Here is a 15,010-nt window from a genome sequence, read left to right on the forward strand (position 1 = left end):
CGCGAAAAGGGGCGGCGGATGACCCGCCGCCCCTTGAGGCGCTCGTCCTGGGGTTTACCAGGACTTGGTGATCGCGATGCCGTACAGGCGAGGCTCGGCGGTGATCACGTTGGTGAACAGGCCCGAGCTGTCGTCGGTGGTGTAGGCGTCGACGATCGGCGTCTTGTTGCCGATGTTCTTGACGTAGGCGTCGATGGCCACGCCCCACTCGGGCTTCTCGACCTTCAGGGTGATGTTGCCGTTATCCCAGGACTTCAGCTGATCGTAGGCGGTGTTGTAGACGCGGGCGTACTGCTTGCTCTGGCGGTAGTAGTCGCCGCGCAGGGTCGCAGACCAGCCGTTCGACAGCTCGAAGGTGTACTGGGCGCCCACCGAAGTGGTCCAGTGCGGCGAGTTCGGGAGTTCGTTGCCCGACAGGTTCGCCGCCGTGCCCTCGATCGAATAGCCAGCGCCGTAGGTGTAGAGGCCCGTCGCGTTGGCGAGGAACGCCGCCGTGGGCGCCGGAAGGCCTGCGCCGCCGGCCGCGGCCGGGGCCGCCAGGAAGCCTTGATAGGCGGCCGCGCCCGAGCACGCGAAGGGCAGGGTCGCCCCCGCGCCGGCGCCCAGGATCGTAGCGACGCCTACGGTGCTGAGCACGCAGTTGGCGCCGACCGACGAGGCGTTCGGACCGACCTTGACCACCGTATAGGCCGGGTTCGACTGGGTGCGGTTCATGGTGTCGATCGAGCTGACGCCATCGCCGATCTTGGTCTTGAGGTAACCGATATTGGCGTTCAGGCGCAGGTTGCGCACCGGCGACCAGATGGACTCCAGCTCGAAGCCATGGACCTTGGCGTCGACGTTCTCGTTCACCGAGGTGCGGTTCACGATCTTGGAGATCTGGTAGCCCTGGTAGTCATACGAGAAGGCGGTCGCGTTCAGCAGCAGGCTGCCGCCCAGCAGGGTGTTCTTGGTGCCGACTTCGATCGCGTTGACGAACTCCGGATCGAAGGTCTGCTGGATGCCGACCGAGTTGGCCGGGACGCCCGGGTTGATGCCGCCGCCCTTGTAGCCCTTGGAGTAGAAGGCATAGAGCAGGGTGTCGTCGGTGAAGCCCAGGCGCGCCTTGTAGTCGACGCCCACCCGGCCCGTGGTCTCGTTGAAGCGCGCCCGCTGATCGGGGTTGGTCGGGTTCAGCGTCAGGCCGTAGCCCGGGGCGAGCAGAACGGTCGAGTAGTTCTTGACCGCCTTCTTGTCGCGCGTCTGGCGTACGCCCAGGGTGAACTTCAGATCGTCGTTGACCTGATAGTACACCTCGCCCAGCAGCGCGTCCGAGACCAGATTATAGGGCGTGCGGTTCAGATAGTAGTTGTGGCCGTCGCCGGTCGGATCGGCCGAGGTGTCAATCCCGATGCAGCGGGCAGTGGTCGCCGGATTGCAGTTGGGATTGCCGGTGTTCGAGAAGTTCAGCGCCAGCGACGAAAGCGTCAGCGAGTTGCCGATCACATAGTAGTCGGTCAGCGTCCGGTAGGTGAAGTGGATGCCGCCGACCGTGAAGTTCAGCGGGCCGTCGAACGCCGACTGCAGGCGGAACTCCTGGCTGAACTGCTCGGAGCGGCCCGACGAGACGTCGATGGTGGTGAACTTGTTGGTCCGCCCGACTTGCGGGTCGGTGAAGAAGCCCCCTGGCGTGAACGGCGTGTTGTTGAACGGCACCGTCGCGACGTTGCGGTTGTAGTCCTGTTTGGTCCAGACATCGCCCTTGCCGTACGAGGTCATCGACGTGAAGGTCAGTTCGTCGGTGATGTCGTAGTTCAGGGTGAACTGGTAGGTGTTGGACTTCGACTGGTAGATCGGATCCAGAGCGGTCTCGATCTCGCGCAGGTTCGTCGAGGTGGTGTCGCCGGCGTTCACGTCACCCGAGGTGAAGCCGAAGATGTTGCCGAGCAGACCCGTCAGCGATCCCGAGGTGTTCACCGTGCCGTAGGCCGCTGGCGTATAGAGCGAGGCCGAAAGGCAGCCCTGGGTCAGGAAAACGCGAGACGCCCCGGTTGGCACGCCGCCGACCGTGGCCGGACCGTTGTCCTTGGTGCAGAGCTGCTTGCCGGTGCGGGCGCGGCTGTCGTTCTCGTGGAAGCGTTCCCACAGGAAGTTGGTGCGCAGCTTCTCGGTCGGATTGAACATCACCTGGACCCGGGTCGAATACAGATCCCGGTCGTCGACCTTGTTGCCATTGAAGGTGTTGGTCACGAAGCCGTCGCGCTTCAGCGAGGTTCCGGACAGGCGCACGGCCAGCTTGTCGCCGAAGATCGGCACGTTCAGCATGCCGCGCAGCTTCATCGAATTGTAGTTGCCGTACTCGGCGCGAAGGTTGGCCTCGAACATGTCGGTCGGCTTGGCCGTGATCACATTGACCACGCCGCCGGTGGCGTTGCGGCCATACAGCGTGCCTTGCGGGCCGCGCAGCACTTCGACGCGCTCGACATCGTAGAACTCGGCTTCGAACAGATTGCCCGACTGCTGCGGGGCGTTGTTCATGTGCACACCGACGCCCTGGTCGGCGGACGCGCCCACGGCCTTGGCGCCGATGCCGCGGATCTGGAAGTTGAAGCTGTTGGTGAAGTTGCTCTTGGCGAAGGTGACGTTCGGAATCGCCAACTGCAGGTTGGGACCGCCGTCGATCTTCTGCGCTTCCAGGCTGTCCTGGCTGAAGGCCGACACCGCGATCGGCACGTCCTGCAGCGCTTCTTCCTTTTTCTGAGCTGTAACGACCAGCTCTTCGATGACGGTCGTGTTCTGTTGAGCGAACGCGGGGACAGCGAAGCCGGAGATCGCGACCGCCGAAGCGCCCATGACCAATAGGCTCCGCATACGCAGAGTTTGCGACATTGAATTCCCTCCCTGAACGCAAGCGGCGCCTTATGGATGGAGCCTGCGAGCGTCGATGTTTCCTCGGCGCCGTACTGTTTTCACCGCGTGGGCGTACGGCGAGCCCCTCGCAGCATTGGGAGATTGCATACTTGCGTTTGAAGGCTGTCAACTGGCCTGAACGTAAGTGAACAGCGATAGGTTACGCCTTTTCACTTTCCAAGAGCCCTTGTTCTCCTGGCGCGGGTAAGTTTCCGCACGATTAGAAGAATGGGTTTGTGATTTCCCTTGCGGAACTCAAGGGATGATATCGCTCATATGGTCAATAATGTCTCGCAAAAGCGTTAGTTCGTGGACGAAAGAGTTCAGATCGCTTCGTGACCCGAGTATCGCCCGAGTCGCGGGTCGACGCGCCGGGCTGTTCCGACGGCGGCGCGGCTCGTGTAGAGGAGCAGGGATGTCCCCCCTTTTCACGAACATCGAGAGGCCGTCATGAGCCCCCGTGAGCGCCAGGCGGCCCTGGTTCTGTTTTCCGGCGGCCAGGACAGCAGCGTCTGCCTGGCCTGGGCGCTTGAACGCTATGACCGCGTGGAGACCGTGGGCTTCGACTATGGTCAGCGTCACGCCATCGAGATGCAGGCGCGCCAGGCGGTGCGTCGCGAAGTCGCCGCGCGCTTTCCCCAGTGGGCCGAACGCCTGGGCGAAGACCATGTGCTGGATATCCGCAGCTTCGGCGCCGTGGCCCAGTCGGCGCTGACCGCCGACCGCGCCATCGAGATGACCGAGCGCGGTTTGCCCTCGACCTTCGTGCCGGGGCGCAATCTGGTGTTCCTGACCTATGCGGCGGCCCTGGCCGACCGGCGCGGCATCGACGCCCTGGTCGGCGGCATGTGCGAGACCGACTTCTCAGGCTATCCCGACTGTCGGCGCGACACCCTGGACGCGATGCAGGCGGCGCTGAACCTGGGCATGGATCGCAACTTCCGGATCGAGACGCCGCTGATGTGGCTTACGAAGGCGCAGACCTGGGGACTGTCCAAACAGTTGGGCGGCGAGGCGCTGGTCAGCCTGATCGTCGAGGAAAGCCACACCTGTTACCAGGGCGAGCGCGGCCAGCTGCATGCCTGGGGGCACGGCTGCGGGACCTGCCCTGCGTGCGAGCTGCGTGAGAAGGGCTATGTCGAATGGGACATGGCGGGGCGTGAGGCGCTGGCGCAATGACCTATTCCGTCAAGGAGATCTTCCTGACCCTCCAGGGAGAGGGCGGTCAGGCCGGCAAGGCCGCCGTGTTCTGCCGGTTCTCCGGCTGCAATCTCTGGAGCGGCCGCGAGCAGGACCGCGCCAAGGCGGTCTGTACGTTCTGCGACACCGACTTTGTCGGGACCGACGGCGAGAACGGCGGCAAGTTCGCAACGGCTGAGGATCTGGCCGCGGCGGTCGAGGCGCAGTGGACGGGCGGTCCTGATGACCGGCTCGTCGTGTGTACGGGCGGCGAGCCGTTCCTGCAGCTGGACGACGCGGCCATCGCCGCGCTGCACGCGCGGGGCTTTCAGATCGCCGTAGAGACCAACGGCACGATCGCCTCGCCGGCGGGCGTTGACTGGATCTGTGTCAGCCCCAAGGCCGACGCGCCGGTGGTGCAGACGTCCGGCCAGGAGCTGAAGCTGGTCTTCCCGCAGGAAAAGGCGATGCCCGAGCGCTTTGCGGCCTTGGATTTCGAGCGCTTCTACCTGCAGCCGATGGACGGCCCGGACCGCGACGCGAACACGCAATTGGCCGTCGCCTATTGCCTTTCGCACCCACAATGGCGTTTAAGCGTCCAAACGCACAAATATCTCGGCCTGCCCTGACGGATAAGGCGCGCGACTTGGTGACAGGGTCGTTGCGCTAGAGCCTCCCAGGCCTAGTCAAAGAAGCAACAGATGAAGCCCGTCTTCGAGATCACGAAGGCCGCGTATTTCGACGCGGCCCACTATATCGAGCAAGGTCCGTCGGACCATCGCTATCGCCGCCTGCACGGCCATTCGTTCAAGGTCGAGGTCAGCGTGCGCGGCGAGATGCTGGACGCCGGCTGGGTGGCTGACCTCGACACGCTGGATGTCGCGCTGAAGGCTGTCGCCGTCGAGCTGGATCACGGCCTGCTGAATGACAAGCCGGGTCTTGAAGTGCCGACGCTGGAACGGCTGTGCCTCTATTTCGCTGAGCGCCTGCGCAGCCAGTTCCCGGGCCTGTCGCGCGTGGCGCTGTCGCGGCCGACGATCGGCGAGACCTGCGTGCTGAGCCTCTAGGATTAGGGGCGGGTCGTTCTGGCGACCCGAGCGCGCATCGTGGGCGGCCGGCGACCCCAAAGGGCTTCACGCGGCTTTGGACAGTTCAGGAGGGTCTATGTTCATCAATCTGACCGAAGAAGCCTCAAGCCTGCCGCAAGCCTGGCGCTCGAAGATCCTGGGGCGCACGGGCGGCGCCAATATCAAGATCATCCGCATGGACGAGGCCGGGATCCCCACCGAAAGCCATGCCGATTTCGATGAGGGCTTCCTGGTCGTCGAGGGCCACATGACGCTCGAGATCGAGGGGCGTCATATCGCGATGAAGGCGGGCGACTTCTACCTGGTCCCCGCCGGCCAGCCGCATAGCGTTCTGCCGGGCGCGCGAGGGGTCCTGTTCCTGATCGACGCCGAGTAGGCGGCGTTCGCCTACTCTTCCTCGCGACGGTCGGCGAGGTCGTTCTTGTCGCTGTCGCCCGGGATGATCGCCTTGCCGGTGGCCACCACAGCCTTGCCGCCGACCTTGGCTGCGCCGCCGACGACGGCGCCGGTCACGCCGATCGCGGTGCCGGCGACTGTGCCCACGGCGGCTGCGGCCATGCAGCCGGTCTGTGTCAGGGAAAGGCCACCCAGGATCAGGGCGAGCGGAGCGAGGCGACGGAGGGTCATGGCGAGGCTCGTAAAGCGTTGTTCACCATCTTGTAGACCCCGAAAGGTTTACATTCTCCGCGTCGGATGGACGAGTTCGGTGTCCAGGTCGTCCAGATAGAAGGCCTCCGCATCCTCGGCGCGTCGCCGGGGTCCCTGATAGCGGGGATCGTCGCGCCGACGGCGGTCGGGGCCGAAATAGTCGCCCGCCCGGATGAAGGGGCGCGGGTTCTCGATCAACAGGGTCAGGCGGTGCACCAGGCCGCGCGCCGTGATCGGCTTGGCCAGAAACTCATTGACCCCGGCGTCGCGGGCTTCGCGCACCCGCCGCTCGGTCGAATGGCCGGTGATCATGACAATCGGGCAGAACGGATTGGGACTGTCGGGCGAGCGGCGCAGGAGGTGGACGAACTCGACCCCGTCGAGGCCGCTCATCGTAAGGTCGGTCAGCACCACGTCGATATAGGTCGAGCGCATGGTCGCCAACGCCTCGGCGCCGTCGCTCGCTTCGTGGATGTGACGCACACCGATCGCACGAAGCATTTCGATCAACAGGATGCGCATGTGCTGGTTGTCTTCGACCAGCAGGATCTTCAGGAGGTCGAACCGCATGCTGAGCCTCCCCCCGCTGCGAAGAAATCACAACCCATGCGGGCGCTCTGGCCCAGACATCGTTTGCACGTCGGGAGGGATACGCGCGGCCTCGCCCATGGGTCAAGACGGGAGCCCAATCAAAAAAGGGGGCAGGGCCAAATCTGGCGGGGTTTTGCCCTAAGGTCGCGCTGATTACGCGCTCGCGCCAAGCGGGAAGTGCTCCCGGCCGGTTTGCCCGCGATGGCGCAGGAAGGCGTCGGCCAGCACGCACGCGGTCATGGCCTCAACCACTGGTACGCCCCGGATGCCGACGCACGGGTCATGGCGACCCTTGGTGCGAAGCTCGATCTCCTCGCCGGCCTCATTGACCGTCTCGCGCGGGATCAGGATCGACGAGGTCGGCTTGAACGCCACGCGCGCGACAATCGGCTGGCCCGAGGAGATGCCGCCCAGAATCCCACCCGCGTGATTGGACTGGAACACCGGCTGCCCGTCATCGCCCATGCGCATCGTGTCGGCGTTGTCCTCGCCCGTGAGGGCGGCGCTGTCGAAGCCGTCGCCGATCTCGACCCCCTTGGCCGCATTGATCGACATCAGGGCGGCGGCCAACTCGGCGTCCAGCTTGGCATAGAGCGGCGCGCCCCAGCCGGCTGGAACACCGGTGGCCTCGACCTCGACGACGGCGCCGGTGGACGATCCGGCCTTGCGGATCTTTTCGAGGTGCTCCTCCCAGACCGGCACAATGGCCGCATCGGGAGACCAGTAGGGGTTCTGCTCGGTCTGGGCCCAGTCCCAGTTGGACCGGTCGATCTTATGCGGGCCGATCTGCACGAGGGCGGCGCGCACCGTCACGCCCGGAATGATCAGGCGCGCGACGGCGCCGGCGGCCACCCGCGCGGCGGTTTCGCGGGCCGAGCTGCGCCCGCCGCCGCGATAGTCGCGCACGCCATACTTGGCGAAATAGGCGTAGTCGGCGTGGCCGGGCCGGAAGGCCTGGGCGATCTCCGAATAGTCCTTGCTGCGCTGGTCGGTGTTCTCGATCATCAGGCTGATCGGCGTGCCGGTGGTGCGCTGGCCGTTCGAGCGCGCGTCCTCGAATACGCCCGACAGGATGCGCACGGCGTCCGGCTCCTGGCGCTGGGTGACGAACTTGCCGTTGCCCGGGCGGCGCTTGTCGAGGAACACCTGGATCATCTCCGCCGTCAGGGCGATCCCGGGAGGGCAGCCGTCGACGACGCAGCCGAGCGCCGGGCCGTGGCTCTCGCCCCAGGTGGTGACGCGGAACAGGTGACCAAAGGTGTTGTGCGACATGGGGCGGCTTCTAGCGGAAAGCGCGTGGTGGAGCAAAAGCCGCAAAGATCCTCCCCCTGGCGGGGCAGGTGGCGCGAAGCGCCGGTGGGGTAAGGCGTAAGGTCGGCAGAACTTCCCCCTCCGTCGGCGCTAGCCCCGAACCTTCGCCGCGTCCGCCAGATAGAGCTCCAGGTTGGTCCAGCCCGAGCCGTCCTTGGCCAGGATCGCGCCGTCCGGGCTCTTCGGATTGAGGCCGCGGGTCTTCTCCCAGGCGTCCGGCATGCCGTCGCCATCGGTGTCGGGCAGCGCCTTGCCGACGGGCAGTTCCGGCCAGCCGCCGACATCGGCCTGGGTGTTGATCACCTTGCCCTGGCGAGACCGTACGCCCTCGACAATCCGGCGGTCGACGGGGTCGCGCCACACTGAAGCGCCGGCGTCGGCCAGGACGCGCTCATAGGCCTTGTCAGCGCTCTCTGGCGTGACGGGCGCGACGTCGAGCGGCGCGGCCAGGCGATAGCCGGCGGGCTCGGTAATCGTGAAGGTCACCAGGCTCCAGGGATCGGCCGGGACCACCCCGTCCATGCTGTTGCCGGCGAAGTAGCCCTTGGCCTCCAGATTGCTCTCCTGGAAGATCACGCGCTTGCCGGTGTCGGGACCGGGCACATAGGCGTTGTCCACGAAATTGTAGGTCGCCCGCGTGGCCTTGTCGGCGTTGTAGCCGGCATAGCCCTTGCCCCAGTTGTAGAAGACGTTGGAGCGGAAATCGAACAGCGGGCCGATGGGGTCCTTGTCGGGCCCGTCATAGTTGCCCGGGCGCGGCATGCGGGCGATGTGGTTGGCCCACAGATTGTGATGGAAGCTGATCTTGCTGCCCTGGCCGCCACGGATCAGGCTGCCATAGCCGTGGTCGCCCTTGACGTGGATCGAGCGCGCCAGGCTCTCGGCGATGATCGACCACTGGACCGTCAGGTCGTGAAAGCCTTGCCCTGCTTCGGTATAGCGGGCCGAGGCCGACAGGGTTTCATCCACCGACCAGCTGGCCGACACGTGGTCGAGGATGATCCGGCGACCGCCACTGATCCAGATCGCATCGCCCTCGACCTTGCTCTCAGCGCCCAGGCGCGAGCGGATGAAGCGGATCACCACGTCGTCAGCTCCGATCACCAGGGTCTGGTCGCGCAGCGTGATCCCGCCGCCCGGCGCAGTCTGGCCGGCGATGGTGATGCGGGGGTTGCTGATCTTCAGCGGCGACTTCAGCGGGATCGTGCCGGCGACGTCGAAGACGACCGTGCGCGGCCCCTTGGCCTCGACCGCGGCGCGCAGGGAGCCCGGGCCGGAGTCGTTCAGATTGGTGACGCGCAGCACCGCGCCGCTACGCCCGCCAAGGCTGAGGCGTCCCGCGCCCTCGGCGCCGGGGAAGGCGGTGACGTCGCCGGCCAGGGCGGGGGCGGCGGCGAGCGTCAGGGCGAGAGCGCCCGCGGCGGCGCGAAGGTGGCGGCTGAACATGTTCCATCCCCGACAGGCGTGAGCGGCGTTATGGGCGCCACCCTTTAGGTCAGGGGTGAAAATGACGGTCGAACCGGGCTTTGTCCACCGGTGTCATTGCGTGCTTTGCGGCATCAGCAGGTTGATCTGGAAGTGATGCTGGCCATCCCTCAACCAGTTGGTGACCTCGGCGGCTGGGATCGCGTCTTGCGGCAGCTTGGTTGGGTCGAAGCCTGCAGGCGGGGCGCGGCCGTTCAGAAGCACTGTGGTGTTATCGCCCAAGCGACCACGGATCGTGACGCCCCCGCGATAGATCACCGACTTCCCGCTCGGAACGGTCATGCGATCATCGGCCAGCTTGGCGTCCTTCAGCTGAATGATATCGGCCATGATCGTGATGGTCTGACTCGGATCGGTCGTGCTGATCCGCGATTGGCTGCGGTTCGGCGCAGGGCCCCCCTGCTGCGCCAGGGCGATCGACCCCGCGCCGGTGGCGGCGACGACGAGGGCGGTCGTCGCACCCAGAAGGGCCTTGCGACCCCAGCCGGCGGCGGGGTGCGGATCGGTGATGGCTTTCAGGCGCATGGCGGTGGGTTTCCTTCCTTTGCCGGTGAAGGCGGGGTGCAGGGTTGGAGCGGCGTGGGCGCGCAGCACCGCGATCAGGCTCTCAGCGTAGCCGCGACGGACTTCGGGCGTTGCGCCGGTCAGGGCCAAGGCGTCGCAGAGTTCCTCGCGGGCGGCGGCGGCTCGGGCGCGCAGCATGGCGAACGGCGGGACCATCCAGAACAGGCCGCCCACCAGGTGCTCGAACAGCAGCCGCCAGTTGTCGCCGCGCTTCAGGTGGCCCAACTCGTGGGCGCAGATCGGAACCAGCCGCTCAATCGGCAGGCGCTCGACCAGGTCGTGGGGCAGCAGGATGACCGGCCTCGTCAGGCCCGCCAGCAGCGGCTGGTCGATCCGATCGCTGATCCGCACCTCGGGGTGGCCCGTGTCCAGGCGGCGGGCGGCCGCGCCAACGGCCAGGGCCAGGTCCTTTTCGGCGGGCCGGGCGTCATGGACGATGCGCGCCAGCCTGGCCCGGCCGATCACCTGCTGGACGGTCGCGACCGCCAGGCCGCCGGCGGCGCCCAGGATCAGCAGGGCGGCGGCGGTCTCGACCGTGTTGAGGCTGGATGCGATGCGGGCGGTTGCGTCGTTCACAACGGCGCCGGCGGTGGCGGCCGCCTTTGTGCTGGCGACCACACTATAGACCGGCGTCGTAGCCTCTTCTGGCAGCAGCGAGATGCCCGTCATCAGGCCCAGCAGCGCTGGCGGCAGGGCCACAGCGCGGTTCCAGGCCGCGGTGCGCAGGGCCGGGTCGTCGGTCAGGCGATCGGCGGCCTTGCCCAGCAGCCAGCCCAGACCGCTGGCGGGCCAGGCGGCGACGAGGCCGAGGGCGGCGGATGCGAAAAGCGGATGCATCACTTAGCCTCTCCATCGACGGGCGACTTGGCGTTCAGCAGCGCCTCCAGTTCCTGGATCTCGGTCTCCGACAGGATTTGGCTGCCTGAGAAGGCCGAGGCGGGGAGGCGGCCGTCAATCTCGAGCAGGCCGCGCAGACGATTCAGCACGCCGCCGATCACATCGACCTTGGCCTTCTTGGCCTCATAGACCGCCAGGCCGTGCACGGCGCGACGGATCAGCAGCCCCTTGGCCACCATCCGCTCCAGCACGGTGCGGGTCGTCGAGGCGCTCCAGCCTAGCTCGGGCTCGATCAGGCCTTGCGCCTCGCGAGCGCTCATCGCGCCGCCGCGCCAGAACGCCTTGAGCACTTCCAGTTCCAGGTCGGAGGGGTCGGTCATGCGGTGCTGCTCACTGATCTATGTCGCGTATACGCTACAAATGTAACGAGTGCGCGTCAAGCGTCACGATCTGTGTGGGGAGGGCTTGCGCCCTCGGCCATTCAATAGCTAGCTATATAGCGCGCTATGAAATGGAGCGGGGGCGATGGACGTGGATCTTCTGGCCGGTCTGGGTGTCGGCTTCCTGGGCAGCCGCTTGAAGCGCTTGGCCGAGCGAATGCAGGCCGACGCCGCCGAGGTGGCGCGGTCTTTGGAGCTGCCGGTGCAGCCGGCGCAGATGCCGCTGCTGATGGCGATCCGGATGCATGAGCCGATTTCGGTGGGCGAGCTGGCCGAACGGCTGCAGCTGGCCCAGCCGACCGTCACCCGCGCGCTGGGCCCCTTGGAGCGCGACGGCTTGGTCGAGGCGCGCCGCGCGCCGGGCGATCAGCGCACCAAGCGCCTGGTCTTCACCGACAAGGGCAGGGCGCTGATGGCGCGGATACAGACCGAGCTCCTGCCGCGCATCGAGCCCGCGGCCGCGCAGCTGTTGGCGGGCCTGAGCGGCGACTTCATGCTGGGCCTGTCGCAGGTGGAGGCGCGGTTGACCGAGCAGTCCTTGCTGAGCCGCGCCGATACGGCGGGCCGCCCCCTGGTCTGGGCGCGCGACTTCTCCGACGATCTGGCGGAAGCCTTCTACCGGATCAACGCCGAGTGGATTCAGGAGATGTTCGCCCTGGAGGAAAACGACATCGCCTTGCTGTCAAAGCCGCGCGAACTGATCCTCGACAAGGGCGGGGTGGTGCTGTTCGCCGAGGCGGCGGATCTTGGCGTCGTCGGAACCTGCGCCCTGATGGTGTCCAAGGACGGCTGGGTCGAGCTGACCAAGATGGGCGTGCTCAAGAGCGCGCGCGGACTAAAGGCGGGCGAGTTCCTGCTGGCCAAGACCCTGGAGCGGGCCAAAAGCCTGGGGATGGACAAGATCTATCTGCTGACCAACCGCAAGTGCGAAGCCGCCATCCACCTCTACGAGAAGCTGGGGTTCGTCCACGACGAGACGATCATGCGGAAATTCGGGGCGCGCTATCAACGCTGTGATGTGGCGATGTCGTACCGGCCGCGATGATCGCGCCCACGTCCGGCGCCGCCAGGCCCTCGAACACCGGCTTTGCGATCACGTAGCCCTGGACGTAGTCGACGCCCAGATCACAAAGCGCCGAGAGCTCATCCATCGTCTCGACGCCTTCGCAGACCGCGAGGATCTCCAGTTCGGTGAGCATCCTCAGGAGGTTCGAGACGATCACCCGCTTGCCGCGATCGCTGTCGATGTCGCGGATCAGGTCCATGTCGAGCTTGACGATGTCCGGCTGATACTTGGCGAGCAGGTTAAGGCCCGCATAGCCCGCGCCGAAATCGTCGATGGCGGTCTTGAAGCCCATGGCGCGGTAGGTGCGCAGGATGTTGAGCACATGCTGGATATCCAGCTGCTCGTTCTCGGTGAATTCGAAGATCAGGCGGTTGAGCGGAAAGCCTGTCCGCATGGCGGTCGCCAGCGTCAGGCGAATGCAGGCGCGGGGCTCATAGACCGCGTTCGGCATGAAGTTGATCGACAGGTTCGCGCCGCCTTGGGGAAGGTCCAGCGCGGTGGCCAGCTCGATGGCCTTCACGCGGCACTGCTGGTCGAAGACATAGCGGTTCTGGTCCGAAATCGTCGACAGGACCGTGCCCGCGCCCTGACCCTCGGCGCCGCGCGCCAGGGCTTCATGCGCGAAGACCTCGCCTGACGACAGTTTGACGATCGGCTGAAAGGCCATCGAGAAGGGCGTCTCGAAGTCCTGGCCATCCCGGCAGCCGCTGCAAGCCTTAGACATGGTCATTCCCCGAACCTGGACGAGACACCAGGGATCGTCGCGAAAGATGAAGCGAGGCTTAGCTCGCCTGCGATAACCTGCCGCGCCCGCAACGCCCGCCTCCAAACGCGCCGACGCCGGCGCGGGACAGCCCGCGCCGGCGTCGTAGAAAGGCTGCGGCCGAGACGCGTGAGCGTCCCGACCGCCGTCTTGAGGTCGTCTTAGAAGCTGTAGCGCAGCGTCGCCGAAGCGGTCCGGCCCAGATAGGTGCGGCCAAGCACGACGCCGGTGGCCGGGATCGCGGCCTGCTCGGAGTCGCTCAGGGCCAGCTGGTTGAACACGTTGTTGACGTTCAGCATCAGCTGCACGTTCTCCATCGGACGAACCTGCACGAAGGCGTTGACGAGCTTGTAGCCCGGCAGCTTCAGCTGGTTGGTGTCCTGCGCGTAGCTGCTGGTGGTGCCGATGACGTTGAAGCCCACCGTGGCGTTCTTCAGCTCGACCTGCGGCGTCACCGAGTAGATGAAGTCGGCCTGGTGGCGCGGCTTGTTGCCGACGAGCACGGGACGCTGGGCGTCGCTGGTGATCTTGGCGTCGGTGTAGGTCGCGCCGGCGGTCACGCTGAACGGACCCCTGCGAACAGCCGCTTCCAGTTCGACGCCCTTGGCCTCGTAGCCGCGAACGATGTTCAGGACCTGAGCCGAGCCGTCGGCGCCGCTCACGATCTGGGTGTTGCGTTCGCCGGTCTTGGCCGAGAAGCCCGTGACGTTGAAGGTCACGCCCGAGATCCGGTACTTCAGGCCCAGCTCGGCCTGCTTGACGGTGTCGTAGGCGCTCTCGTCGTCCACCAGCTTGCCGGTGTTGTAGTTGACCGCCGGCGTGAACAGGATCTTGTCGGCCGAGGCGCGGCCGCCGCGGCTGTAGCGGGCGAAGACGGCCAGTTGCTCGGCGACGCGGTAGTTCACGCCCGTCGAGTAGCTGAGGTAGTTGTAGTCGTAGTCGACATGGCCCGGCTGGCCGAGGGGCAGCACCGACACCTTCGTCTCGGCCGTCGAGATGACGCCGTCACGGTTCATGTCAAAGGACGCCATACCCACACGACCGCCGCCCAGTTCGGCGCCGTAGAGCGTGCCGCGAACCTTGCCGAAGTCGTAGCGCAGGCTGCCGCCCACGGCGATCTTGCCGATGTGGTAGTTGACCGACGCATAGGGCGCGTTGACGCCGTAGTTCATGTCGTAGCTGCGGCGGAAGGCGTTGCCGAGGCCGTAGGAGCTGTAACCGTCCTGCGTGAACGGGACGCCAGCGGCCGTCCTGGTGTTGATCAGCGTCGACTGGCCGTCGCCCGCGACGCTGGCCAGAACGGTCAGGAACTTCAGGTCCGTCGCATAGTCCTGGGACGCTGAGTAGAGGCCGGCGGTCGTGGTCAGGGAGCCGCCGTTGATGTCCCAGACGCGGCTGGCGCGGATGTCATTGGTGACGTTGTTCAGGCTCTTGATCTTGGTGTCGAGCTGCAACGAGGTGGTCAGCAGGCCGTTACCGTTCAGGGTCGCCGGGCTGGTGATGGCCTGGCCGGCTTGAGGGCCGGTGGCGAAGCTCAGCGTGGCTCCGACGCCGCCATTGCCGATGGCGAGAAGGGGCGCCGGGGCGACGGCGATCGGACGAATAGCTTGGGTGCCGCCGCCGACGTCCGAAAAGCGGAACTTCTCCGTGATCGTCCAGCCGTTCACTTCGAACTGGGCGTCCAGGCCCACCGACTTGACCACCGCGTGTTGGCCGCCGCGCAGATCCTCTTGGGCGAGGTTGTTGTTTTGGTCCAGCCGGATGACGTTGCTGACATAGGGCGACAGCAGCAAGTCGGTCTTGATGTCGAAGTTGGTCGGGCTGGTGAAGGTCGGATCGGCGTTCGTGCCGGTGACCCGGATCGGGATGAAGGTGTAGGCGGGCGTGCGATCGTTCAGATACTTACCGTAGACGCGCACATAGCCGTTGCTGAACGTCTTGGTGAGGTTGGCCTTGATCTGGCCGCCCTTGTAGGCGGTGTAGCCGACGTCGCGCGGGCCTTCGCCCTGGCGATAGAAGCCGCCGACATGGAAGCGCAGCGTGTCGCTGATCTTGCCGCCGTAGTCGGCGTCGAGGCGCTTTTCGCCGTAGTTCAGGCCGTAGGTCCCCTGGACCGCGCCACCCTCGGTGTCGCCGGTCTTGGAGATCA

Annotated in this window: 14 protein-coding genes; 5 read left to right on the top strand and 9 right to left on the bottom strand. The window is 66.1% G+C overall.

Annotated elements, in window-relative coordinates; all coding sequences use genetic code 11:
- Window positions 1-54: 54 nt before the first annotated feature.
- Window positions 55-2,868: a TonB-dependent receptor gene (locus tag CVUC_RS00360; protein WP_096034283.1), complete on the bottom strand. Its 2,814-nt coding sequence runs from the start codon at window positions 2,866-2,868 to the stop codon at window positions 55-57.
- 471 nt (window positions 2,869-3,339) lie between these two features.
- Between CVUC_RS00360 and queC the strand changes: the two genes are divergently transcribed.
- The 4 genes from queC to CVUC_RS00380 all read left to right on the top strand — a co-directional run bounded on the left by queC (window position 3,340) and on the right by CVUC_RS00380 (window position 5,532).
- Window positions 3,340-4,068 (top strand): 7-cyano-7-deazaguanine synthase QueC, encoded by a 729-nt coding sequence (gene queC / locus CVUC_RS00365; RefSeq protein ID WP_010920996.1) that lies wholly within the window; start codon window positions 3,340-3,342, stop codon window positions 4,066-4,068.
- Entirely contained in the window at window positions 4,065-4,697 is a 633-nt protein-coding gene (gene queE / locus CVUC_RS00370; RefSeq protein WP_096034282.1) for a 7-carboxy-7-deazaguanine synthase, read from the top strand. The genes queC and queE overlap by 4 nt, the downstream gene beginning before the upstream one ends.
- A gap of 72 nt (window positions 4,698-4,769) precedes the next feature.
- Window positions 4,770-5,135: a 6-carboxytetrahydropterin synthase gene (locus CVUC_RS00375; protein ID WP_010920994.1), complete on the top strand. Its 366-nt coding sequence runs from the start codon at window positions 4,770-4,772 to the stop codon at window positions 5,133-5,135.
- A 1-nt stretch (window position 5,136) separates the two neighbouring features.
- Window positions 5,137-5,532 carry a cupin domain-containing protein gene (locus tag CVUC_RS00380; RefSeq protein ID WP_096034281.1) on the top strand — a complete coding sequence of 132 codons (396 nt, stop codon included), beginning with the start codon at window positions 5,137-5,139 and terminating at the stop codon, window positions 5,530-5,532.
- An 11-nt stretch (window positions 5,533-5,543) separates the two neighbouring features.
- On the opposite strand, the gene CVUC_RS00385 is transcribed toward CVUC_RS00380, so the two are convergent.
- From CVUC_RS00385 to CVUC_RS00410, 6 genes are all read right to left on the bottom strand, one after another.
- Window positions 5,544-5,783 carry a hypothetical protein gene (locus CVUC_RS00385; RefSeq protein WP_010920992.1) on the bottom strand — a complete coding sequence of 80 codons (240 nt, stop codon included), beginning with the start codon at window positions 5,781-5,783 and terminating at the stop codon, window positions 5,544-5,546.
- 48 nt (window positions 5,784-5,831) lie between these two features.
- Window positions 5,832-6,374 (bottom strand): response regulator, encoded by a 543-nt coding sequence (locus tag CVUC_RS00390; RefSeq protein WP_096034280.1) that lies wholly within the window; start codon window positions 6,372-6,374, stop codon window positions 5,832-5,834.
- 174 nt (window positions 6,375-6,548) lie between these two features.
- Window positions 6,549-7,667, bottom strand: coding sequence for a chorismate synthase (gene aroC, locus CVUC_RS00395; RefSeq protein ID WP_010920990.1), 1,119 nt, complete (start codon window positions 7,665-7,667; stop codon window positions 6,549-6,551).
- Window positions 7,668-7,796: 129 nt separating this feature from the next.
- Window positions 7,797-9,152 carry a pectate lyase gene (locus CVUC_RS00400; protein WP_096034279.1) on the bottom strand — a complete coding sequence of 452 codons (1,356 nt, stop codon included), beginning with the start codon at window positions 9,150-9,152 and terminating at the stop codon, window positions 7,797-7,799.
- A 93-nt stretch (window positions 9,153-9,245) separates the two neighbouring features.
- Window positions 9,246-10,595: a M56 family metallopeptidase gene (locus CVUC_RS00405; protein WP_096034278.1), complete on the bottom strand. Its 1,350-nt coding sequence runs from the start codon at window positions 10,593-10,595 to the stop codon at window positions 9,246-9,248.
- The gene (locus CVUC_RS00410; protein WP_096034277.1) at window positions 10,592-10,972 is read right to left on the bottom strand and encodes a BlaI/MecI/CopY family transcriptional regulator; all 381 of its coding nucleotides are present in this window, start codon (window positions 10,970-10,972) and stop codon (window positions 10,592-10,594) included. Before CVUC_RS00410 ends, CVUC_RS00405 begins: the two co-directional genes overlap by 4 nt.
- A gap of 145 nt (window positions 10,973-11,117) precedes the next feature.
- Here CVUC_RS00410 and CVUC_RS00415 point away from each other — a divergent pair, with 145 nt between their 5' ends.
- The gene (locus CVUC_RS00415; protein ID WP_096034276.1) at window positions 11,118-12,077 is read left to right on the top strand and encodes a bifunctional helix-turn-helix transcriptional regulator/GNAT family N-acetyltransferase; all 960 of its coding nucleotides are present in this window, start codon (window positions 11,118-11,120) and stop codon (window positions 12,075-12,077) included.
- Here CVUC_RS00415 and CVUC_RS00420 read toward each other — a convergent pair.
- Together CVUC_RS00420 and CVUC_RS00425 are read right to left on the bottom strand one after the other, a co-directional pair.
- On the bottom strand, window positions 12,013-12,828 hold the full coding sequence (locus tag CVUC_RS00420; RefSeq protein WP_164468224.1) for an EAL domain-containing protein: 816 nt from the start codon (window positions 12,826-12,828) through the stop codon (window positions 12,013-12,015). The two genes, CVUC_RS00415 and CVUC_RS00420, sit on opposite strands and share 65 nt — an antisense overlap.
- Window positions 12,829-13,022: 194 nt before the next feature.
- Window positions 13,023-15,010, bottom strand: a 1,988-nt coding sequence (locus CVUC_RS00425; RefSeq protein WP_101685768.1) for a TonB-dependent receptor domain-containing protein, incomplete at its 5' end; no start/stop codon positions are given.

This window comes from Caulobacter vibrioides, from assembly GCF_002858865.1.
Classification (GTDB): Bacteria; Pseudomonadota; Alphaproteobacteria; order Caulobacterales; family Caulobacteraceae; genus Caulobacter; species Caulobacter vibrioides.